Raw genomic sequence first — 22,229 nt, forward strand, 5'->3', positions numbered from 1 at the left:
GCTCAGGCCGCCGGGTCGCCGACGGGCACGAGCGTGATCTGGTCGCGCGCGTCCGTGGACGCGAGGACAGCCGCCACGTCCTGACGGGGGACGGTCACCTGGACCTGCATGTGGTCCTGGTCCGCGACGAAGCCGTCGGGCCGGATGACCTGGGCGACGGTGGCTCCCGAGACGATGACGCGCGGCGCGTCGTAGGAGCTCGTGCCCGACCCCTTCGCCGCGGCTGCCCAGATGTCGACGACCGTCCCCGGAGCGACGAGGTGGTCGGCGCCCGCGGACGTGGGGATGACGACGGATGCGGTGGTGCGTGCGTCCGCCGAGGAGAGCGAGGACCGCGGGACCAGCTCGCCGGCGCCCACGAAGCGCGTCACGACCAGCCCGTCGGCGGAGTCCGGGGCGAGGTACAGGTCCGCCGCCCCGTCGATGCGGACCCGGACGGGTACGAGGTCGGCGGCGTGGACCGTGCTGCCCGCGTCGAGGTCGGACCCGGCGGCCATGACGACCACCGAGGAGTCCGCGGTGCGCAGGAGGGCCACGACGCCGCCCGTGGACACCAGGACCAGGACGAGGCCGACGATGAAGCGGGGATCCGACCAGACGGGACGGCGCGCCGAGCGCCCGGGGCGAGGGGTGGGAGGCATGCCGGTCAATGTCGGGGACGGCGCCAGAGGACGTCGCGCGTTGTCCACATGCTGTCCGCGACAGGCGATCAGACGCGGACGAGCACGATGCCCGCGAGGGGCACGAGCCGGTACCCGGACACGGCCGACTCACGACGCGGCGTGCCCGCCTCGTGGACCGCGACGTCGACGTGGTCGCGGGCGACGCGATCCAGCGTGCCGCCGACGACGGTGTCCCGGAGCCGCAGCTCGACGCGCGCACGGCGCCGGCACAGGTCCCGGAGGACGAAGGGAAGCCCGATCCGGTCGACGATCCCGCGCTCGGGCGGGAGCTCGGACACGGGAGCGAGGCTCGACCGCACCTGCTCGCGGTCCAGGGCGAGCGCGTGGACGGACGCGAGCGGGAGGATGCACGCCCGCTCCTCGCGCGTCGGCGTCGCGCCCCCGGGGACCACCAGCTCGCCCGAGAGCCAGTCGCGTCCGAGCACCTTCGCGCGGAGGTCGATCCAGGTTCCGTCCGACAGCGACAGGCGCAGGGGGCGGGCCTGATCCGCCGACGTGAGCGCCCGGAGGCGGTCGCGCAGGACGGTGCGCGCGACGCGGACGCGCTCCTCCTCGGCCCGCTGATCCCGCTCCTCGGCGAGGCGCGCCGTCTCCCACTGGCCCTCGAGGTCGTCGAACAGGTTCTCCCACCTCATCGGTCGCCGGCCTCGGGCAGGTGGAGGGAGCGGGGCGGAGGCGGGGACGGCTCGGACATCCGGGTCACCCTGGGTCCCTTCCTTGAGATCCGCTCTCAGTTCTCCACATCTTGTGCGCTGGACGTGCGCCGAGCCTCTCGCGATGTCACAGTTGACCAGTCATCGTGGTCCCCCGATCGGGGGGAGCACCGGGATGGGAGTGACGCATGAGTGAAGCAGTGCCACGGGAGGATCTCCCTGACCGCAGGAGCACCGTCGCCGGGGACGCCGAGGGCGCCCCCACCCGACGGCCCGCAGCTCGGAAGCCCGCCTCCGCGACCTCGTCGGCCGCGAACGCGACCACCGGCTCGTCGTCCACGACCGCGCCCGCGGCCACCGCCACCGTGCGGGGCACCGTCCGCAAGCGCTTCGACGTCGACGACTTCTTCGGGCGCCAGCCCTGCAGCAGCCAGGACCTCCCCCCGTCGGGTCCGCTGCTCGAGAACCTCACCCGATGCGTCATCGAGATCCTCGCCGGAGCGCGGGAGCTCGACCAGATCGCCCGCTGGGTCAGCGACGACGTCTACCGTCACCTGCTCAAGCGCGTGGTCCTCAGCGCTCGCGCCCGGCGCGCCAAGGGGCAGTCGGTGACCCGACCGGTCTTCACCATCGGCACGGTCACGTCGTTCTCTCCGCGCGACGGCGTCATCGAGGCCGTCATCGTGGTGCACGGACGGGCACGCGCCCGCGCCGTCGCCGTCCGACTCGAGGGCCTCGACCGACGCTGGCGCGCGACGGCCATCAACGTCCTCTAGCCCAGGCGCGGCACGACGAAGGGCGCACCTCCCGTGGGAGGCGCGCCCTTCGTCGTGCGGTCGACCCATCAGGTCGCCCGCGGGCCGACAGGGTCCCTGTCGGCCCGGGCTGGTGCTACTTGCGCCGGTCGGCCTTGCGGCGCTCCTCGCGGTTCTGCGGAGCGGACGAGGATGCGCCGGTCGGCTGGCCGAAGGCGCCCCGGGCAGGGGGGCCCTGCGGGGTCTCGGGCTCGTCCTCGCCGACCAGGACGGCGTCCTCCGCCTGCTGGTCCTTCTGCGCCTTCGCCGTCGCAGCCTTCTCGATCTGGCCGCGCTGGTTGCGGACCTCGACGCCGCCGTCGTCCGTCGGGGCGGTGTAGCGGAGCTTGTCGGCCGTGGCCTGGTTGGCGGCGAGGCCCTTCGCCTGGATGCGCGGGCCGACGGACTCGGCGCCGGCCGGGGCCTGCACCTCGACCTCCAGGTTGAAGAGGAAGCCCACCGTCTCCTCGCGGATCGCGCCCATCATCTGCTGGAAGAGCGCGAAGCCCTCGCGCTGGTACTCGACCAGCGGATCGCGCTGGGCCATGGCGCGGAGGCCGATGCCGTCCTTCAGGTAGTCCATCTCGTACAGGTGCTCGCGCCAGCGGCGGTCGATGACCGAGAGCACCACGCGACGCTCGAGCTCGCGCATGGCGGCCTCGCCGAGCTGCTCCTCGCGCTTGGAGTAGGCGAGCTTCGCGTCGGAGAGGATCTCGCGGCGGACGAAGTCGCGGTTGACGCGGCCCTTGCTCCCCGCCTCCGTGATGACCTCGTCGATCGTGATGGAGATCGGGTACAGCGTCTTGAGCTCGGTCCAGAGGGCGTCGAAGTCCCAGTCGTCGCCGTTGCCCTCGCCGATGTGCGAGTCGAGCACGTCGTCGATGACGGCCTCGAGGAAGCGCTGCGAGCGCTCCTGGAGGTCGTCGCCCTCGAGGATGTGGCGGCGGTCGCCGTAGATGGCCTCGCGCTGTCGGTTGAGGACGTCGTCGTACTTGAGGACGTTCTTCCGGATCTCGGCGTTGCGGGCCTCGACCTGCCCCTGCGCGCTGCGGATGGCGCGGCTCACGACCTTCGACTCGATGGCCACGTCGTCCGGCACGCTGTCGCGGCCCATGAGGCTCGCGGCGGCGCCGTTGTTGAACAGGCGCATGAGGTCGTCGGTCAGCGAGAGGTAGAAGCGGCTCTCGCCCGGGTCGCCCTGACGGCCGGAGCGGCCGCGGAGCTGGTTGTCGATGCGTCGGGACTCGTGGCGCTCGGTGCCGAGGACGTAGAGGCCGCCGGCCTCGATGACCTTCTCGGCCTCCTCGTCGACCTCGGCCTTGACCTGCGCGAACACGTCGTCCCACTCGGTCTCGTACTGCTCCGGGGTCTCGACGGGGCTCAGCCCGCGCGCGTTCATGGCGGCGACCGCGAGGAACTCCGCGTTGCCGCCGAGCATGATGTCGGTGCCGCGGCCGGCCATGTTCGTAGCGACCGTGACGGATCCGAGGCGTCCGGCCTGCGCGACGATGGCGGCCTCGCGGGCGTGGTTCTTCGCGTTGAGCACCTCGTGGCGGACGCCCTTCTTCGCGAGGAGCTTGGAGAGGTACTCGCTCTTCTCGACGCTCGTGGTGCCGACGAGGACCGGCTGGCCGGCCGCGTGGCGCTCGGCGATGTCCTCGACGACCTGCTCGAACTTCGCCTTCTCGTTCTTGTAGATGAGGTCGGACTGGTCCTTGCGCTGCATGGGCCGGTTCGTGGGGATCGGGACGACGCCGAGCTTGTAGGTGCTCATGAACTCGGCGGCCTCGGTCTCGGCCGTGCCGGTCATGCCCGAGAGCTTCTTGTAGAGGCGGAAGTAGTTCTGCAGCGTGACGGTGGCGAGGGTCTGGTTCTCGGCCTTGACCGCGACGCCCTCCTTGGCCTCGATCGCCTGGTGGATGCCCTCGTTGTAGCGACGGCCCATGAGGATGCGGCCGGTGTGCTCGTCGACGATGAGCACCTCGCCGTTCATGACGACATAGTCCTTGTCCTTCTTGAAAAGGGCCTTGGCCTTGATGGAGTTGTTGAGGAACGAGATGAGCGGGGTGTTCGCGGACTCGTAGAGGTTGTCGATGCCGAGGTGGTCCTCGACCTTCTCGATGCCGGCCTCGAGCACGCCGACCGTGCGCTTCTTCTCGTCGACCTCGTAGTCGACCTCGGGCACGAGGCGCTTGGCCACGGTCGCGAACTCCGTGAACCAGCGGTTCGCGTCGCCCGCGGACGGGCCCGAGATGATGAGCGGCGTGCGGGCCTCGTCGATGAGGATCGAGTCGACCTCGTCGACCACGGCGAAGAAGTGGCCGCGCTGGACCATGTCCGCCGCCTGCCAGGCCATGTTGTCGCGCAGGTAGTCGAAGCCGAACTCGTTGTTGGTGCCGTACGTGATGTCGGCGGCGTACTGCTCGCGGCGCTGCTGCGGGGTCTGGCCCGCGAGGATCACGCCGGTGGTCATGCCGAGGGCGCGGAACACGCGGCCCATGAGCTCGCTCTGGTAGCTCGCCAGGTAGTCGTTGACCGTGATGACGTGGACGCCGCGCGAGGCGATGGCGTTGAGGTAGGCCGGCAGCGTGGCGACGAGGGTCTTGCCCTCGCCCGTCTTCATCTCGGCGATGTTGCCGAGGTGGAGGGCGGCGCCGCCCATGATCTGCACGTCGAAGTGGCGGAGGCCGAGCGTGCGGCGGGAGGCCTCGCGGACGGCGGCGAAGGCCTCGGGAAGGAGGTCGTCGAGGGACTCGCCGTTGGCGTGGCGCTCGCGCAGCTCGACCGTCTCGTTCTTCAGCTCCTCGTCGGTGAGGTGCGTGAAGTCCTCCTCGAGCTGGTTCACCGCCTTCGCGTAGTTCTGCAGCTTGCGGAGCGTGCGCCCCTCGCCGACGCGAAGGACCTTCTCGAGTACTGAGGCCATCGGTGTCTCCCTGCGTAGATGGGCGGGCGCCGGATGACGACGACCGCCGTGACGGCGCGCGGATGTCGCCGCCGACGAGCTTCGCCATAGTACCGGCTCGTCCGGTGCCCTTCCCGGGAGCGACCTGACCCGTGGGCCGGGCCGCGCGCACGAGGCCCCGTGCACCGGAGCGCACGGGGCCTCGTGGGGAGGATGCGGGTCAGCGGCGGAGCGACCGGGATCCCGCGCCGGCTCCCGCGAGCTCCTGCTCGCCGTCGGCCAGGCCGATGACGCCGTAGTCCCAGCCCTTGCGGCGGTAGACGACGCTCGGGCGGTCGGTCTCCGCGTCGATGAAGAGGAAGAAGTCGTGGCCGACGAGCTCCATGTGCTCGAGGGCCTGGTCGACCGTCATGGACTGCGACGCGAACACCTTGGTGCGGATGACCACGGGGCAGTAGTCCTCCTCGGCGACGGGCTGGTCGACGGGCGCGACGCTCTTCCCGTTGACGCGCTCGATGAGCTCGGCGTCGGCCGGGTCGAGGTCGATCTGCGCGAAGCCCCCGGTGGCGGCCTCGTGCAGCGAGACGGGACGGTGGTTGCCGCGGTGGATCTTCTTCTTGTCCTTGGCACGGCGCAGCCGTTCGAGCATGCGTCCCAGGGCGAGGTCGAAGGCCGCGAACTTGTCGGCGGCGCTGCTCTCGGCGCGGATGACGGGGCCGGGTCCCACGAGCGTGATCTCCACGCGGTCGTCCCCGGCGGATCCGCCGGACTTCTCGCTGTGCCGCGAGACCTTGATGTCGAGAGAGATGGACTTCTCGGCGAGCTGGACGATCTTGTCGGCCTTCTCGGTGGCGTACACGCGGAATCGGTCGGTGATCTCCGCGTTGCGGCCGGTGATGTTGATGTCCATGACGTACCTCCAGATCATGACGCGTCGCCCGCTGGAAGAGGGCGATCACTTTCACGCCTTTCGGGCGAGCCTAGACCTCGGGCGGTCGCCAGCGCGAGGCATCCGGCGGGTGGACCGCGGGCGCATCGGACATGCACAGGGAGCGACGGCGCGGATCAGCCCGCGCGCGTGATGCCCGCGCGGGAGCGGCCGGCGACGGCGGTGAGGACGGCGCACGCCGCGACCTCGCCGCCCGCGGCCCGGATGGCGCGGCAAGTCTCGCGGAGGGTGGCGCCGGTGGTGAGGACGTCGTCGACCACGAGGATCCGGCGCCCGGTGAGGTCGATGCGCGCCGCGAGGCAGCCGTCGACGTTCGCCGCGCGCTCCGCGACCCCGAGGCCGGCCTGGTCGGCCGGCCGGCGGACGAACCGGAGCGGGTGCCGGCGGAGCCCCGGCGGCCCCGGCGCCCGCAGCGGGCGGATGCCGGCGCGGGCGAGCAGGACCTCGACGGGCGCGTAGCCGCGGCGGCGGAGGGAGGCGGCGGGCGTGGGGACCGGGATGACGTCGAGGGGGTGCGCGCGGGCGGCGGGGTCGGCCGCGCGATCGGCGGCCGCGACGGCCGCGCGCACGGCGCGGATGAGCGCGGGCGCCATCGCGCGCGCCGCGTCCGTGCGGCCCTCCTCCTTGAGGGCGGACAGGAGCCGGGGCCAGGGCGGCGCGTACGCGCTCCCGCAGCCGACCGGCACGACGCGGGCGGGCGTCCGCCCGCGGGGCGAGGAGACGGCGGGCAGCGCGAGCCGGCGCACGAGGGGCGGGGCGAGGATCGCGGCCCGGCACGGCGGGCACACGGCGCGGTCCGGGACGCCGCACCCGGCGCAGGTGACGGGCGCGACGACCGCGAGCGCGTCGAGCAGCGCGGAGCGGACCGCGGCGGGGACGCGGGAGGACGGGGAGGGCGAGGGCACGGGGATCACGCGCGGAGGATCGCACGCGGCCGATGCCGCGCGGCCCGGCGCGGCGGATCCGTGGACGGCGTCAGCGCTTGGTCGCCACGAAGGAGACGCCGGTGGCCGTCTGCTGCCACGTGCTGCCCCGCGGCGTGAGCAGGGCGCCCGCGCTCGTGAGGACGCGCAGGCCGCTCTCGTCGTTCGCGCCGGTGATGGAGACGCCGTCCGCCGCGGATCCCATGTCCTTCGAGGGACCGCCCACCTGGTGCAGCTCCACCTGGCGCTCGCCGTCGGGCGCGAGGGTCAGCGTGGCGACGTCGAGCTCGTCGACCCACGTCGCGTCCAGCGGGGTGCCGGGCGACGCCAGGAGCTCGAGCGGGGTCGTGGTGAGGGACGTCGGGACGCCGCCGTCGCGCACGATCGACGCCACGAGCAGCTGCGGCCCCGCGCCCGTCTCGAGCTGGACGAGCACGCGCGCGCCGTCGCGGGCGACCTCGAGCGAGACGACGCGGCCGGTGGCGGTCCAGCTGACGGCGACGGGATGGCCGACGCCGTCGGGTCCCCACGCGACGAGCCCGCGGGGATCCGACGCGGGCGTCGACCAGACGAAGCCTTGCGCGTCGAGCGAGGGCGCGACGAGGCCGGGGCGCGTGTCGAGGAGGACCGCGTCGCGGTCGCCGTCGCCCACCGACCAGACCCCGGAGCCGTTCCGGACGGCCGCCTGCTGGCCGTCCGCGCTGAGCGTCGCCGCGTCGGCCCCGAGCGCCGCCACGCGCGTGCCCAGCGTGCCGAGCGGCGCGACCTCTCCCCCGCCGAGGTAGCCGAACGCGCCCTGCGCGAGGACCAGCGGGCGCGACTCGGCCTGCGGGTCCTTGACCGGGCCGCGGCCGCCGAGGTCCGAGACGGTCAGCGGCGTGCCGTCGACGAGCATCTGGACGTCGAGCACGGACGGGATGTTGGACAGGCTCTGCCGCAGCTGCAGCTTCATCCGCTGCTGCGTGACGCCGTCGGCGGCGCGCGCCTCCGTCGAGAGGTCCACCTGCGGCGTGCCGCCCGCGGTCGTGACCGCCGAGGACGCCAGCCGCGTGCCCTCGGGGAAGGCCGTGACGACCGCGGGCTGCGACAGCCACGGCGACGGGCCCTGGAGGAGCGACTTGACGATGCGCGTGCTGACGCTCTGGGACGCGCGCGTGACGAAGAACCGCAGGTCGGGCACGAGGAACGAGAACGTGGGATCGAAGAAGTAGAGGGCGTGCGCGCTGAAGATCTCGCGGAAGTAGGTGGAGCGCAGGGCGATGCCGTCGGGCGCCTTCGCGATGCGCCACTCGCCGCGCTCCTGCACGAGCTGGAAGGACAAGCGCGTCTCCTGGTCGCTGCCGACCTCGCGGTAGTGGCCCTGCCCGTCGACCGTCGCGATGGTCGTGACGGAGTAGCTGTACGTGCCGTCGACCTCCTCCGAGGTGGCGGCCTGGCCCTCCCAGACGACGACGCTCGCGAAGGGATCCCAGCGCGACGCGAAGTCCGCGGAGAGGAACTGGCGCGCGACGCCGTACTGGTCGGCGGAGCTCGTGGCGGCGTCGACGAACCCGGCGATGACGTCGTCCGGGCCGTCGCCCGCCTGCGGGCCGTCCGGCTGGTAGCTGACGCCGGACTCGTCGGTGACGGTTGCGGGGTCGCCCTCGGAGACGGGGCCGCCGGACGGGATCGAGACGCAGCCGGAGAGGAGGACGGCGCAGGCGGCGACCAGCGCGACGGCGGCCGCGCGGGCGGAGCGGCGGGGCGCGCGGCGCGGGCGGGGATCAGGTGCTGGGGACACGGGCGTCCTCCTCGTCGGCGCGGTCGTCCGCGGGGTCGTCGGGCGGCAGCTGGACGGGCGAGCTGTCGAGGGGGACGTCGGGGCGGCGGGGCAGGGTCAGGCGGAAGCAGGATCCCTCGCCGGGCCGCGACCACAGCTGCAGCCAGCCGTGGTGCAGGTTCGTGTCCTCCAGGGAGATGGCGAGCCCGAGGCCGGTGCCGCCCGTCGTGCGCTGGCGCGACGGATCCGCGCGCCAGAACCGGTCGAAGACGTGGCCCATCTCCTCGTGCGTCATGCCGACGCCGTAGTCGCGGACGGCGAGCGCGACGGCGTCCCGGTCGCTGTCGACCGTGATGACGATCGGCCGGCCCTCGCCGTGGTCGACGGCGTTGCCGACGAGGTTCGTGACGATCCGGCGCACGCGCCGGGCGTCCATCTCCGCGTCGAAGTAGCCGCCGGGGGCGACCAGCCGGAGCTCCGAGCCCTTCTGCGCGGCGAGGCCCTCGAACTCCTCGATGGAGTCCTCGACGAGCCGGACGAGGTTGGTCGGCTCCGTCACGAGGTCCACCGCGCCCGCGTCGAAGCGGCTGATCTCCAGCAGGTCGGCGAGCAGCGTCTCGAACCGCTCCACCTGCGTGTGCAGCAGCTCGGCGCTGCGGGCGGCCGGCGGGCTGAAGTCCTCGCGGAGGTCGTAGAGCACGCCGCCCGCGAGCCGGATCGTGGTGAGCGGCGTGCGCAGCTCGTGCGAGACGTCGGAGACGAAGCGCTGCTGCAGCTGCGAGAGGTCGGCGAGCTGCGTGATCTGCGACTGCAGCGAGTCGGCCATGCCGTTGAAGGAGCGCGCGAGCGTCGCGATCACGTCCTCCCCCTTCACCGGCAGGCGCTCCTCGAGCTGGCCGGCCGCGAGCTTCTGGCTGGTGTCGGCGGCGACGCGGATGGGCGCCACCACCAGGCGCACCACGAGCCACGCGATCGCCCCGATGAGCACGATGAGGAAGAGGAACGCGAGGAGGATCGTGCCGGCCACGAAGTCGAGGGTCTGCTGGATGTCGCCGAGGTCGTAGACGAGGTACAGCTCGTAGCGGCCGGCCGAGGGGATGTCGATGCTGGAGCCGACGACGATGCCGGGGCTGGTGGCGCCGTCGTCGCCCACCGGGATCGCCACGGACTGCCACTGCTGCGTGCCCGTGCCCTCGCCGACCGCGCGACGGAGGTCGGCGCTCAGGAGGCTGTCGACGTAGTCGGCGGTGGACGCGTTCTGCAGCACGTTCCGCGCCTCCGTGCCGGGCGTGCGGCGGAAGGCGAAGTCGGAGAGGTTGATGGCGCTGCCGCGGAGCTCGTCGAACACCTGCGTGCGCAGCTGCTCGAGCTCGGTCTGGTCGGAGGCGTCGGAGGACGTGAACTGCTCCTGCATCCGGCTGGTGGCGCTGTTCGACTGCTGCAGCACGGTGTCGAGCCGCTGGCGGAACAGGTCGCTCGAGATGCTCTGCGTCATGAGCACGCCGATGAGCAGGACGGTGACGCCCGAGAGCGCGACCGTGATGAGGACGGTGCGGAACTGGAGGGACACCGACCAGATCCGGGTGAGGCGGCGCGGCCACGACCTCCAGTCGACGAGCCACACGGGCAGCGGGCGCATGGGGCTAGGCCGCTGCCCCCGCGCGGTAGCCGACGCCGCGGACGGTCATGACGATGCGCGGGTTGTCCGGGTCGTCCTCGACCTTCGCGCGCAGGCGCTGCACGTGGACATTGACCAGGCGGGTGTCGGCCTTGTACTGGTAGCCCCAGACCTGCTCGAGCAGCATCTCGCGCGTGAACACCTGCTGCGGGCGGCTGGCGAGCGCGTGCAGGAGGTCGAACTCGAGGGGCGTGAGGTTGATCCGCTCCTCGCCGCGGCGCACCTCGTGGCCCTCGACGTCGACCACGAGGTCGCCGACCTGCAGGAGCCCGGGCGACGCGGCGGCCGTGGGGCGCAGGCGCGTGCGGATGCGGGCGACGAGCTCCTTCGGGTTGAAGGGCTTGACGATGTAGTCGTCGGCGCCGGACTCGAGGCCCTTGACGACGTCGGCCGTGTCGGACTTCGCCGTCAGCATGATGATGGGGACGCCCGACTCGGCGCGGATGAGGTCGCACACCTGGATGCCGTCGAGGCCGGGGAGCATGAGGTCGAGGAGCACCAGGTCGGGCTTGCCCTCGTGGAACGCGGCGAGCGCCTGGCCGCCGTCCCCGCAGAAGGAGGGCTCGAAGCCCTCGGTGCGCAGGACGATGCCGATCATCTCGGCGAGCGCGGTGTCGTCGTCGACCACCAGGATCCGTGCTGTCATCTGAAGGGGTTCCCTGTCCTCGTAGGCCCCCAGGGTAGCCGGTGGATCCTCGGGGATCGGCCGGTCCCTCCGGCGCGGGACTTCGCGCGCGGCCTGTGGGAGGCTGGCGGGCGTGACCGACGACCAGAGCTGGCAGGCCCCGGGCGGCGCGCCGTCGGGCCTCGGGGGGTCCCCGGATCCCGATCGCGCGGACGCGGGGAGCGCTGTCCCGCCGGCACAGCCGTACGCGGCTCCGCCCGCCCCCGCTACCCCGCCGCCGCCCGGCTCCCCGCCGCCGCCCGGCTGGGGCGCCGCTCCCGGCTGGACCCCGCCGCCGAGGCCCGGCCTGCTGCCGCTCCGGCCGCTGGGCCTCGGCGCCATCCTCGCCGGCTCCTTCCAGACGCTGCGCCGGAACCCCGGCGCCACAGCCGGCAGCGCCCTGCTGATCCAGGGGCTCGTCGGCGTCGTGACCCTCCTGATCGTGGGCGGGGTGACCGGCTTCGTCGTCACGCGCGTCCTCTCGGCGCGCGAGGCGGACCAGGGTCCGCTCATCGCGGGCGGCGTGGCGGCGGTCGTGATCGCGGGCATCGTCACGATCGTGCTGTCGATCGTCGCGTCGGCGTTCCTCCAAGGCGTCGTGGCGAGCGAGGTGGCGCGCGGCACGCTCGGCGAGCGGCTGCGGATGCGCGCGCTCTGGCGGCTGGCCCGCCCGCGGATCATGCCGCTCGTGCTGTGGAGCCTCTCCCTCACCGCGGCGTGGACGCTCGTCTTCGGCGTGCTCGTCGGCATCGTGGCCCTGCTGGTGCTCGCCGGCGGCGCGGGCATCGTCGCGGGGATCCTCGTCGGCGTGCTCGGCGTGATGGGCCTCGTGGTCGTCTCCGCCTGGGTCTCGACGCGGCTCGCCCTCGTGCCGAGCGCCATCGTGATCGAGCGGCTCCGGCCGCTGGCGGCGGCCCGGCGGTCGTGGTCACTCACCATCGGCTCGTTCTGGCGCGTGCTCGGGATCCTGCTGCTCACCGCGGTCATCGTGTCCACGGCCGCGAACGTGGTGACGGTGCCGCTGACCCTGCTGACCTCCATCCTGCAGACCGTCCTGTTCCCGAACGGGGAGCTCGACTTCCAGACCTTCGACGCCTCGGTGGTCTTCTACCTCGGCGCGCAGCTGCTCTCGGTCGTGGTGAGCGTGGTGGTGGGCAGCATCGGCGCGGTCGTCACGTCGGCGAACGCGGCCATCCTCTACATCGACCTGCGGATGCGGCGCGAGGGGCTCGACCTCGAGCTCGCGCGCTTCGCCGAGGAGCGCGCGGCGGGCGCGGCGTCGGCCACCGGGCCGGACGCGCGGGATCCGTACCAGGCGCCCGCGGGAGCCGCCGGCCCGGGACGCGCGTGACCGCCTCCCTCCTCCTCGCCCCGGCCGCGCGCGCGGCCGCGGTGCCGCTCGACCCCGACGCCGACGACGCGCGCCGCCTGCTCGTCGACGAGCTCGCGAAGCCCGAGTACGAGGCCGCGCGGCCGAACGCCCTGGACCTCGCTGCGCAGGCCGTGGGCGACTGGATCGCGCGTCTCCTCGACGGGGCGGGCAGCGGCCTCGCCGACCTCGCGCCCGTGGTGATCGGCGTGCTCGTCCTCGCGGTGGTCGTGGTCGCGTTCCTCGTGTTCGGGGCGCCGCGGCGGGACCGGCGGCGGGCGGCGGCCCGCGGCGACGGGCTCTTCGGATCCGACGACCGGCGCTCCGCCGAGGAGCTGCGCCGCGCGGCCGAGGCGTCCCGCCGCGCGGGCGACCTGGCGGCGGCCGCGTCCGACCTGTTCCGGGCGATCGCGCGCGAGCAGGCCGAGCGCACGATCGTGGCCGTGGATCCGGGCACCACCGCCCGCGGGTTCGCCCGGCGCGCGGGTTCCGCGCACCCGGCCCACGCCGCGCGCCTCGTCGTCGCCGCCGACGACTTCGACGCCGTGCGCTACCTCGGCCGCCCCGGCACCGAGGAGATGCTCGACCGGCTCTCGGCGCTCGACCGCGACCTGCGGACGGCCGTGCCCGTGCTCCACGAGCCCGTCGGCGCGGGTCCCCGGTGAGCGCGCCCGCGACCGCCCCCGCGCCCGCCGCCCTCGCGACGCCCGAGACCCGCACGCCGCGGCAGGCGCTCCGCCGAGCCGGCACGTGGATCGCGCTGGCCGCCCTCGCCGTGCTCGTCGCCGTGGCCTCCCTCGCGGTGTCCGGCGCCGCGCGGCAGGGCGATGCGCTCGCGCCCGACAACCCGGCGCCCGGCGGCACGCAGGCGCTGGCCCGCGTGCTCGAGGCGCAGGGCGTGGAGGTCACGCTCGCCACGACGCTCGCCGGGGCGAGGGACGCCGTCGGGGACGGCGAGGACACGACGCTCGTGCTCGGCGCGACCTCGGACCGCCTCGACGACGACCGGCTGGCGGAGGTCGGCCGCCTCGCGACGCGCACGGTGCTCCTGGCCCCCGACTTCCGCACGCTGCAGGTCATTGCGCCCGACGTCGCGGCGGGCGGCGCGGCCGAGTCCGCCGACCGCGCGCTCGACGCCGTCTGCGCGCTCCCGGCCGCCAGGGCCGCCGGATCCGTGCCCGACGACGCCCCCGTGTTCCGGTACCTCGGCGACGACGCGTCGGCCGCCGTCACGTGCTTCCCCGACGACACCGGTCAGGCGTTCGCGCTCCTCGAGGTGCCCGCTGCCCTCGCTCCCGGCGGGACCGTGGCCGTGCTCGGCGCGGATCCGATCCTCACGAACGACCGCATCGCCGAGCAGGGATCCGCCGCGCTCGCCCTGGGCGTGCTCGGCGAGCGGCCGCGGCTCGTCTGGTACACGCCGTCGCCCGACGACGCCGCGACGGACGCGCCGCCCACGCTCGGCGAGCTCACGCCCGGGTGGGTGACCCCGGCGATCCTGCTGCTGGGCACCGCCGCCCTCGCCGCCGCCGTGTGGCGCGGCCGCCGCTTCGGCCCGCTCGTGGTGGAGCGCCTGCCCGTCGTGGTGCGCGCCGACGAGACCGCCGAGGGCCGCGCCCGGCTCTACCAGCGGGCGGACGCGCGCGGCCACGCCCTCGACGCGCTGCGCGTGGGGACGGTCGACCGCATCGCGTCGACGCTCGCGCTCGGCCGCCTCGCGTCCGTGGACGACGTCGTCGCCGCATCTGCCGCCGCGCTCCGCGAGGACCCCGCGGCCATCCGCCGCCTGCTCCTCGACGACCGCCCCCGCACCGACCGCGACCTCGTCGACCTCGCCGGGCGCCTCGCCGCCCTCGAGCGCCGGGTCGCCCGCGCCGCCGACCCGACCGACCACACCAGGAGAATGGATCCATGACCGACGACCTCCGCACCAGCCTGCTCGCCGTCCGGACCGAGGTCGGGAAGGCCGTCGTCGGCCAGGACGGCGCCGTGACCGGCATGATCATCGCCCTCCTCGCCCGCGGCCACGTGCTCCTCGAGGGCGTGCCCGGCGTCGCGAAGACGCTGCTCGTGCGCGCGCTCAGCGAGGCCCTCCGCCTCGACACCGCGCGCGTGCAGTTCACGCCCGACCTCATGCCAGGCGACATCACCGGTTCCCTCGTCTACGACTCCCGCGAGGGCGCGTTCTCGTTCCGCCGCGGGCCGGTGTTCACGAGCATCCTGCTGGCCGACGAGATCAACCGCACGCCGCCCAAGACGCAGTCGGCGCTGCTCGAGGCGATGGAGGAGCGGCAGGTCACGGTCGACGGCGAGAGCCACGCGCTGCCCGACCCGTTCCTCGTCGCGGCCACGCAGAACCCCGTCGAGTACGAGGGCACCTACACGCTGCCCGAGGCGCAGCTCGACCGCTTCCTGCTGAAGCTCGTGCTCGACCTGCCCGAGCGCGAGGCCGAGGTCGAGGTGCTCCGCCGGCACTCGACGGGCTTCGATCCGCGGGACCTCCGGGCCGCGGGCGTGCGGCCCGTGCTCGACGCCGACGGGCTCCGCCGGGCGCAGGCGGCCGTGCGCGAGGTGCGCGTGGGCGCGGACGTGCTGGCCTACATGGTCGACCTGGCGCGGGCGACCCGCCGCTCGCCGTCGGTGCAGCTCGGGGTGTCGCCGCGCGGATCCACGAGCCTCCTGGCCGCGAGCCGCGCGTGGGCGTGGCTGAGCGGCTTCGACGCCGTCACCCCCGACCACGTGCAGGAGATGGTGCTGCCCGTGCTCCGCCACCGCATCGCGCTGCGGCCCGAGGCGGAGCTCGAGGGCGTGTCCGTCGACGCCGTGCTCCGCGGGGTCATGGCGCAGGTGCAGGTGCCGATCTAGTGGCGCGCCGCTAGATGGCCCTCACCGGACGCACGGTCGCGCTCCTCCTCCTGGGGATCGCGCCGCTCGTCGCGCTCGGCGACGGGTCGGACGCCGCCTACGCGCTCCTCGCCGGCTGGATCCTCCTGGTCGCCGCGCTCGTCGCGCTCGACCTGATCCTGGCGGCGAGCCCGCGCGCTGTCGCGCTCGAGCGGGTGCTGCCCGCGCGGATCCGCCTCGACGAGACGGGCGAGAGCGTGCTGCTCGTGACCAACCGCGGACCGCGCACGCTGCGGGCCGTGGTCCGCGACGCCTGGCAGCCGTCCGCGGGCGCGTCCTCCACGCGCGACCGGGTGCGGATCCCCGCCGGCGAGCGCCGCGCGATCCGCCTGACGCTCACGCCCACGCGCCGCGGCGAGCGCTGCACCGAGCGCGTGACGATCCGCGCGCACGGCCCGCTCGGCCTCGCCGCGCGCCAGGCGACGCTCCTCTCCCCCGGCGCCGTGCGCGTGCTGCCGCCGTTCCGCTCGCGCCGCCACCTGCCCTCGCGCCTCGCCCGCATGCGCGAGCTCGACGGCCGCACGGCGCTCATGGTCCGCGGCCAGGGCACCGAGTTCGACAGCCTGCGCGACTACGTGCGCGGCGACGACGTGCGGTCGATCGACTGGCGCGCGACCGCCCGGCGGCAGGACGTCGTCGTGCGCACCTGGCGGCCCGAGCGCGACCGGCGCGTGGTGCTCGTGCTCGACACGGGGCGCACGGCCGCGGGCCGGATCCGGGACGAGACGCGGCTCGACACCGCGTTCGAGGCGTCGCTGCTGCTCGCGGCGCTCGCCACCCGATCCGGCGACCGGGTGGACCTCGTGGCGCACGACCGGCGCGTCCGCGCGCGGGTGCGGGCGGGATCCGGCGGCGACGTCGTCTCCCGCATGGTCGACGCCCTCGCGCCCGTCGACCCGGAGCTCCTGGAGACCGACTGGACGGCCGTGCCCGCGCTCGTGCGCCGCATCGTGTCGCAGCGCTCGCTCGTGGTGCTGCTCACCGCCATCGACTCCCCCGGCAGCGCGCGGGCGCTCCTGCAGGCGCTGCCGCAGCTGACGCGGACGCACCACGTGCTGGTGGCCGCGGTCGTGGATCCGGGCCTCGCCGAGCGCGCCGCCGACCGCTCCGGCCGCGCCGCCGTGTACCGCGCGGCCGCCGCCGAGCGCGCCCTCCTCGACGTGGCGCGCGTGGAGGCCGCGGTGCGGAGGCTCGGGGCGGACGTCGTCACGGGCGCGCCGGCCGACCTGCCGCCCGCGCTGGCCGACCGCTACATCCGGCTGAAGGCCACCGGGCGGCTCTGACGTCGCGCGATCGCGCGGCATCGCGGCCGACGGGGCGCGGGGCTCAGGCGAGTGCCGCCGCCGGATCCGCCGACGGCACGGGGAGCGCGCCGCCGCTGAGCGCGCGGATCGCCCGCTCGAGCGCGTCGCGCATGTCGATCTCGGGGCGATAGCTCCACTGCAGCTGCAGGCCGTCGCTCACCGCGACGGCGACGCGCGCGAAGGCCTCCGGGTCCATCCCGCCGGGCAGCTCGACGTCGAGCGCGCGCACCTGGTCGGCCACCGCGCCGACGACGCGGGCGTACCGGTCGGCGATGTACGCGTGCGCGGGGTGCTCGGCGCCGGCCGCGTCCACGACGAGGCGCGAGTACAGCGCGACGAGGCCGGGCGTCGCGGCGTTGTGCGAGCTCGCGCGCAGGAGCATGCCGACCATGTCCGCGGGATCCCCGTCGGGCACCGCCTCGCGGTAGTCGGCCGCGGAGTGGGCGTCGCGCTCCTCGAGCACGGCGGCGATGAGCGCCTCGCGCGAGTCGAAGTAGTGCAGGACCCCGGCCTTGCTGATCCCCACGGCGTCGGCGATCTCCTGCAGCGACGACGCGGAGTATCCGCGCTCGGCGATGAGGGCGAGCGCCGCCTCGAGGATCTCGCGGCGCCGGGCAGCGCCCTTGGCGTACCGCCGCGGGCCCTCGTCGACTGCCATGGCTCGACCCTAGCGATCCGGGAGGGCCCTCAATACCTACCGCAGGTCGGTTTCGCGTGCTACCGTCGTGCCGTTCCGCCGACGAGGGCGGACGGGAACCTGGAGGCACCGTGGCCGACGCAGTCCGAGACCAGCAGACCGAGGGCGCGTCGCGCGCCCCCAGCGGAGGGCCGGACGGCACCCGTCCACCCGGATCACGCCGCGCCGAGATCGGGATGCCCATCGCGCTCCTCGGCCTCTTCGTGGCCCTGCTGCCGCCCATCATCGTGTCGCTCGCGCTCAAGGTCGCCGAGGTGGCGCCGGACAGCACCGCCGGGACCCTCAGCCTCGTGCTCGGCCTGGGCGCGCTCGTCGCCCTCGTCGTGAACCCGCTCGCCGGCCGCCTCTCCGACCGCACGCCCGGCCGGTTCGGAATGCGCCGCCCGTGGATCATCGGCGGCGTCGTCCTCGGCTACGGCGCGCTCATCCTCCTCACGCAGGCCACCACCGTGCTCGCGCTCGTGGGCGCGTGGATGCTCGTGCAGGGCTGCTTCAACGCCGCCATCGCCGCGCTCATCGCCGTCATGGCCGACTCGGCCCGCCCGCGCAACCGCGGCCGGGTCGCCGCCGCCATCGGCGTCGCGCAGAACGGCTCGCTCGTGGTCGGCACCTTCATCGTGCAGCTGTTCACGACCACGACGCAGCAGGTGCTCGTGCCGGGCGCGATCGGCGTGGTCGTGGTCGTCGCCTTCGCGCTCGTCTTCCGCGACCGCGTGCTCACCGAGCGGCCGACCACGCGCCTCGGCGTCAGGGAGGTGCTCGGGTCCTTCGTGTTCGACCCGCGCCGCAACCCCGACTTCGGCTGGGCCTGGCTCATGCGCTTCCTCCTCACGGCCAGCGCCGTGACGGCCACGAACTACCTCGCCTTCTACCTCATCGACGACCTCGGCGTCGCGCAGGCCGACGTCGCGAACGCCGTCTTCGTCGCGACGCTCTTCAACGTGATCGGCGTCGTCTCCACCACCTTCGTGGCCGGCTGGCTGAGCGACCGGCTCGGCCGCCGCAAGGTCTTCGTGGCCGCCGCGGCGCTCGTCGCGGTCGTGGGCCTCGTGATCCTCGCCCTCGCGCCCAGCCTCGCCGTCGTCTACGTCGCGCAGCTCGTCATCGGCGCGGGCATCGGCTCGTTCTACGCGGTCGACCTCGCGCTCATCACCGACGTGCTGCCGAGCGACGCCGACAACGGCAAGGACCTCGGCGTCGTCAACATCGCCCAGGCGCTGCCGCAGTCGCTCGTGCCGACCGCCGCGAGCGGCGTGGTGGGGATCGCCGGCTACCCCGGCCTCTTCCTCGCCGGCGCCGCGGCCGGCGTGCTCGGCGCGGCCGCCGCGTTCCGCGTGAAGGGCGTCCGATGACCGCCGCACGCGAGCAGGATCTACCCGACGCCGACGTCACCCGAGGAGCAGCCATGGACCCGCACGAGAACGCACCGCACGACACCACCCCGCTCGACCCCGACGGCGCCCGGCTCGAGGAGCTGGCCGCGCGCCTCACCCTCGAGCAGAAGGTGCGGCTGATCACCGGCCGCGACTTCTGGACCACCTGGCCCGTCGAGGGCATCGGCCTCCGCCGCATGCTCGTCTCCGACGGCCCCAGCGGCGTGCGCGGCGAGGTCTGGGACGAGCGCTCCCCGTCGCTCAACCTGCCGTCGGCGTCCGCGCTGTCCTCCACCTGGGACACCGGGATCGCCGCCCGCTACGGCCGCGCCTCCGCGGTGGAGGCGCGCCGCAAGGGCGTCGACGTCGTGCTCGGCCCGACCATCAACCTGCACCGGTCCCCCTACGGCGGGCGGCACTTCGAGGCGTTCAGCGAGGATCCGCTGCTCACCGCCGACCTCGCCGCCGCCTACGTGCGCGGCGTGCAGGAGAACGGCGTGGGCGCGACCCCGAAGCACTACGTCGCCAACGAGTACGAGACCGACCGATTCACGGCCGACAGCGTCGTGTCCGAGCGCGCGCTCCGCGAGCTCTACCTCGCCGCGTTCGAGAAGGCCGTCGTGGAGTCGCGCGCCTGGCTCGTGATGAGCTCGTACAACTCGATCAACGGCACCACCTCGACCGAGAACGACCTGCTCGAGACGCCGCTCAACTCCGAGTGGGGCTTCGACGGCGTCGTGGTCAGCGACTGGACGGGCGTCCGCAGCGTGGACGCCGCGCGCGCCTCGCAGGACCTCGAGATGCCGGGGCCCGTCGGCGCGTGGGGCCCCGCGCTCCTCGACGCCGTGCGCGACGGCCGCGTGCCGGAGTCCGACGTCGACCGCAAGGTGGTCCGCCTGCTGCGCCTCGCCGCCCGCGTCGGCGCGCTCGAGGGCTTCGACGCCGTCGCGCCCGAGCCCGTCCAGGTCGAGGACGGCGTCGCGTTCGCGCGCACGGCCGCCGCGGCCGGCACCGTGCTCGTCCGCAACGAGGACGCGGCCCTGCCGCTCGACGCGTCCGCGCTCCGCAGCGTCGCCGTCATCGGGCACAACGCCGTCGAGGCGCGCACCCAGGGCGGCGGCAGCGCGACCGTCATCCCGGATCACGTGGTGACGCCGCTCGACGGGATCCGCGCCGCCCTCGGCGACGGCGTCGAGGTGCGGTACGCGCGCGGCGCGGTCGTGCAGAAGGGGATCCAGGAGCTGCCGCTCGCGGAGATCCGGAACCCCCGCACGGGCTCCCCTGGTGCCCTCGTGCGCTTCCTCGACGCGGACGGCGGCGAGATGTTCGCCGAGGACCGCCGGGCGACGACGCTCATGTACTTCGGCGGCGACGCGCCCACGGGCACGGCTGCGGTCATCGAGATCACCGCGCGCTGGACCCCGACGACCACGGGCGAGGTGCTCGTCGGCTTCAGCGCCACCGGCCGCGGCCGCGTCTACGCCGACGGCGCGCTCCTCCGCGAGGACGGCGCCGCGCCCGTGGGCATGGACCTCGGCGCGAGCCTCATGTCGCCGCCCTCGATCTCCGCGCCGCTCGAGGCGACCGCGGGCGAGCCGGTGGACCTCCGGATCGAGTTCGAGCTGACCAGCATGCCGGGCGGCCTCGCGGGCATCCTCGGGATCACGGTGGGCATCGAGGCCGACGAGTCCGAGCCCGAGCGCCTGCTCGACGAGGCCGTCCAGGCGGCGACCGACGCGGACGTCGCGATCGTCGTCGTCGGCACCAACGCGCAGGTCGAGTCCGAGGGCTTCGACCGCGACTCGCTCGCCCTCCCCGGTCGCCAGGACGAGCTCGTGCGCCGCGTCGCCGCCGCGAACCCGCGCACGATCGTGGTCGTCAACTCCGGGTCCCCCGTGCTCCTCCCCTGGCGCGACGACGTGCGGGCGGTGCTCCTCGCGTGGTTCGGCGGCCAGGAGTTCGGCGGCGCCCTCGCCGACGTGCTGTTCGGCGCCGTGGAGCCCGGCGGCCGCCTCCCCACGACGTGGCCCGCGACCGAGGAGGACGTGCCCGTCCGCTCCGTCACGCCGGTCGACGGGAAGGTGGTCTACGACGAGGGGATCCACGTCGGCTACCGCGCGTGGCTCCGCTCGGGCGCGACCCCGGCCTACGCGTTCGGCCACGGCCTCGGATACACCACGCACGCGATCGACGACCTGCGCGTCGCCGAGGACGGCGCGGGCGGGATCACCGCGACGGTCACGGTGACGAACACGGGCGAGCGCGCCGGCAAGCAGGTCGTGCAGGCCTACCTGTCGCGCGCCGGATCCGCGGTCGACCGGCCGGTCCGCTGGCTCGCGGGCTTCGCGTCCGTCGAGCTCGCGGCCGGCGCCTCCGCCGAGGTCGACGTCGCGATCGGCGCGCGGGCGTTCGCGCACTGGGACGGCGGCTGGCAGCGCGAGCCCGGCGCGTTCCGCCTGCACGTCGGCACCTCGGTGACGGCGACGCCGCTGGAGGCCGAGGTGGACCCGGCGGCCTGACCCGCGCCACCCGCACGACCCGCGAGGCGGGCGGCGCGACGAATCCGTGGGCTCAGCCCGCGACGATCCGCCGGCCGCCCGCCTCGAACTCGTCGAGGTCGCCCGTCGCGCCCCGGCGCACCGCCCGGCCGCCCACGACGACCATGTAGAAGAGGAACGCCGCGAGCGCCGCCGCGCCGATCGCGATCTTCAGCGGCACGGGCCACGGCTGCGGCGTGACGAAGCCCTCGATGATCCCGGAGACCAGCAGCACCAGCACGAGCCCCATCGCGACCGTGATGAGCGCGCGCCCGTCCTCGGCGAGCGCCTGGCCGCGCGTCCGGGCCCCGGGCGCGATCCACGCCCACGAGATGCGGAGGCCCGCGGCGGCGGCCACGAAGATCGCCGTCAGCTCCAGCAGGCCGTGCGGGAGGATGTAGGAGAAGAACGTGCCGCCCTCGCCGTAGGAGAACATCACCGCGGTCGTCGTGCCGAGGCCCTGCGCGTTCTGCAGGATCACGTACGGCACCCACAGCCCCGTGATCCCGAAGGCCACGCACTGCGCGGCGATCCACGCGTTGTTCGTCCAGACCTGGCCCGTGAACGACGCCGCCGGGTTCTCGCTGTAGTAGTCGACGAAGTCGTCCTCGACGTACCGGCGGAGGTCGGCGTCGCTGCCGAGGCTCGCGATCATCGACGGGTCGCGGAGGATCCACGTGGCGTAGAGCGCGACGATGGCCACGGTCACGAGGGCGACCGCGAGCGTGAGCCAGCGGATCCGGTAGAGCGCCGCCGGCAGGTCGACGGCGAAGAAGGCGGGGATGCGCGACGCGACGTTCGTGGTCTGCCCCGTGAAGCGCATGCGCGCCCGCGAGAGCGCCACCGAGAGCCGGTCGCCCTGCGCGGTGGATCCGGCCGCCGCCTGGATCGCGGACAGCTCGGCCGCGCCCGCCTGGTACCGGTCGACGAGCTCGTCCGCGTCGGGTCCGGTGAGCCGGCGCCGGCCGGAGAGGCGGGCGAGCCGGTCCCAGTCGTCCCGGTGGGCGGCGGTGTAGGCGTCGAGGTCCATCTGCTTGACT

General features: G+C 74.3%; 18 protein-coding genes. 8 read left to right on the top strand and 10 right to left on the bottom strand.

What is annotated here, in order from left to right:
* Positions 1 to 2: 2 nt before the first annotated feature.
* Together FGI33_RS08055 and FGI33_RS08060 are read right to left on the bottom strand one after the other, a co-directional pair.
* Positions 3 to 641 carry a hypothetical protein gene (locus FGI33_RS08055; RefSeq protein WP_119434554.1) on the bottom strand — a complete coding sequence of 213 codons (639 nt, stop codon included), beginning with the start codon at positions 639 to 641 and terminating at the stop codon, positions 3 to 5.
* Between the two features lie 68 nt (positions 642 to 709).
* On the bottom strand, positions 710 to 1,318 hold the full coding sequence (locus FGI33_RS08060; RefSeq protein ID WP_119434553.1) for a hypothetical protein: 609 nt from the start codon (positions 1,316 to 1,318) through the stop codon (positions 710 to 712).
* A 206-nt stretch (positions 1,319 to 1,524) separates the two neighbouring features.
* On the opposite strand from FGI33_RS08060, the gene FGI33_RS08065 reads away from it, so the two are divergent.
* Complete coding sequence (locus FGI33_RS08065; RefSeq protein ID WP_119434552.1) at positions 1,525 to 2,112, top strand: Rv3235 family protein; 588 nt, start codon at positions 1,525 to 1,527, stop codon at positions 2,110 to 2,112.
* A gap of 115 nt (positions 2,113 to 2,227) precedes the next feature.
* On the opposite strand, the gene secA is transcribed toward FGI33_RS08065, so the two are convergent.
* The 6 genes from secA to mtrA form a co-directional block, all read right to left on the bottom strand.
* Positions 2,228 to 5,053, bottom strand: a complete 2,826-nt coding sequence (gene secA / locus FGI33_RS08070) for a preprotein translocase subunit SecA (protein WP_119401649.1) — start codon at positions 5,051 to 5,053, stop codon at positions 2,228 to 2,230.
* A 199-nt stretch (positions 5,054 to 5,252) separates the two neighbouring features.
* On the bottom strand, positions 5,253 to 5,942 hold the full coding sequence (gene hpf / locus FGI33_RS08075; protein WP_119434551.1) for a ribosome hibernation-promoting factor, HPF/YfiA family: 690 nt from the start codon (positions 5,940 to 5,942) through the stop codon (positions 5,253 to 5,255).
* 155 nt (positions 5,943 to 6,097) lie between these two features.
* Positions 6,098 to 6,895, bottom strand: coding sequence for a ComF family protein (locus tag FGI33_RS08080; RefSeq protein WP_237581612.1), 798 nt, complete (start codon positions 6,893 to 6,895; stop codon positions 6,098 to 6,100).
* A 61-nt stretch (positions 6,896 to 6,956) separates the two neighbouring features.
* Positions 6,957 to 8,684 (bottom strand): lipoprotein LpqB, encoded by a 1,728-nt coding sequence (gene lpqB / locus FGI33_RS08085; RefSeq protein WP_237581614.1) that lies wholly within the window; start codon positions 8,682 to 8,684, stop codon positions 6,957 to 6,959.
* On the bottom strand, positions 8,668 to 10,302 hold the full coding sequence (mtrB, locus tag FGI33_RS08090) for an MtrAB system histidine kinase MtrB (RefSeq protein WP_119457276.1): 1,635 nt from the start codon (positions 10,300 to 10,302) through the stop codon (positions 8,668 to 8,670). Before mtrB ends, lpqB begins: the two co-directional genes overlap by 17 nt.
* A gap of 4 nt (positions 10,303 to 10,306) precedes the next feature.
* A complete protein-coding gene (mtrA, locus tag FGI33_RS08095; RefSeq protein ID WP_119435448.1) occupies positions 10,307 to 10,987 on the bottom strand; it encodes an MtrAB system response regulator MtrA in 681 nt (226 codons plus the stop codon).
* A 112-nt stretch (positions 10,988 to 11,099) separates the two neighbouring features.
* Between mtrA and FGI33_RS08100 the strand changes: the two genes are divergently transcribed.
* From FGI33_RS08100 to FGI33_RS08120, 5 genes are read left to right on the top strand one after another with little or no spacing between them, the layout of a single operon-like run.
* Entirely contained in the window at positions 11,100 to 12,356 is a 1,257-nt protein-coding gene (locus FGI33_RS08100) for a hypothetical protein (RefSeq protein WP_237581616.1), read from the top strand.
* Positions 12,353 to 13,039 carry a DUF4129 domain-containing protein gene (locus FGI33_RS08105; protein ID WP_237581617.1) on the top strand — a complete coding sequence of 229 codons (687 nt, stop codon included), beginning with the start codon at positions 12,353 to 12,355 and terminating at the stop codon, positions 13,037 to 13,039. The genes FGI33_RS08100 and FGI33_RS08105 overlap by 4 nt, the downstream gene beginning before the upstream one ends.
* Positions 13,036 to 14,289 (top strand): DUF4350 domain-containing protein, encoded by a 1,254-nt coding sequence (locus FGI33_RS08110; RefSeq protein WP_237581619.1) that lies wholly within the window; start codon positions 13,036 to 13,038, stop codon positions 14,287 to 14,289. Before FGI33_RS08105 ends, FGI33_RS08110 begins: the two co-directional genes overlap by 4 nt.
* Positions 14,286 to 15,239 (top strand): AAA family ATPase, encoded by a 954-nt coding sequence (locus FGI33_RS08115; protein ID WP_119435480.1) that lies wholly within the window; start codon positions 14,286 to 14,288, stop codon positions 15,237 to 15,239. The genes FGI33_RS08110 and FGI33_RS08115 overlap by 4 nt, the downstream gene beginning before the upstream one ends.
* A 14-nt stretch (positions 15,240 to 15,253) precedes the next feature.
* Positions 15,254 to 16,561: a DUF58 domain-containing protein gene (locus tag FGI33_RS08120; RefSeq protein ID WP_237581620.1), complete on the top strand. Its 1,308-nt coding sequence runs from the start codon at positions 15,254 to 15,256 to the stop codon at positions 16,559 to 16,561.
* Positions 16,562 to 16,604: 43 nt separating this feature from the next.
* Here the strand turns inward: FGI33_RS08120 and FGI33_RS08125 are convergent, their stop codons facing one another.
* Positions 16,605 to 17,240 carry a TetR/AcrR family transcriptional regulator gene (locus tag FGI33_RS08125; protein WP_119435357.1) on the bottom strand — a complete coding sequence of 212 codons (636 nt, stop codon included), beginning with the start codon at positions 17,238 to 17,240 and terminating at the stop codon, positions 16,605 to 16,607.
* A gap of 215 nt (positions 17,241 to 17,455) precedes the next feature.
* Here FGI33_RS08125 and FGI33_RS08130 point away from each other — a divergent pair, with 215 nt between their 5' ends.
* Positions 17,456 to 18,631, top strand: a complete 1,176-nt coding sequence (locus FGI33_RS08130) for an MFS transporter (protein ID WP_237581622.1) — start codon at positions 17,456 to 17,458, stop codon at positions 18,629 to 18,631.
* Positions 18,632 to 18,684: 53 nt separating this feature from the next.
* A complete protein-coding gene (locus tag FGI33_RS08135) occupies positions 18,685 to 21,171 on the top strand; it encodes a beta-glucosidase H (RefSeq protein ID WP_237582467.1) in 2,487 nt (828 codons plus the stop codon).
* Positions 21,172 to 21,223: 52 nt separating this feature from the next.
* Here FGI33_RS08135 and FGI33_RS08140 read toward each other — a convergent pair whose 3' ends face one another.
* On the bottom strand, positions 21,224 to 22,219 hold the full coding sequence (locus tag FGI33_RS08140; RefSeq protein ID WP_119435649.1) for a stage II sporulation protein M: 996 nt from the start codon (positions 22,217 to 22,219) through the stop codon (positions 21,224 to 21,226).
* Positions 22,220 to 22,229 lie beyond the last annotated feature (10 nt).

Source organism: Clavibacter phaseoli, from assembly GCF_021922925.1.
GTDB lineage: Bacteria > Actinomycetota > Actinomycetes > Actinomycetales > Microbacteriaceae > Clavibacter > Clavibacter phaseoli.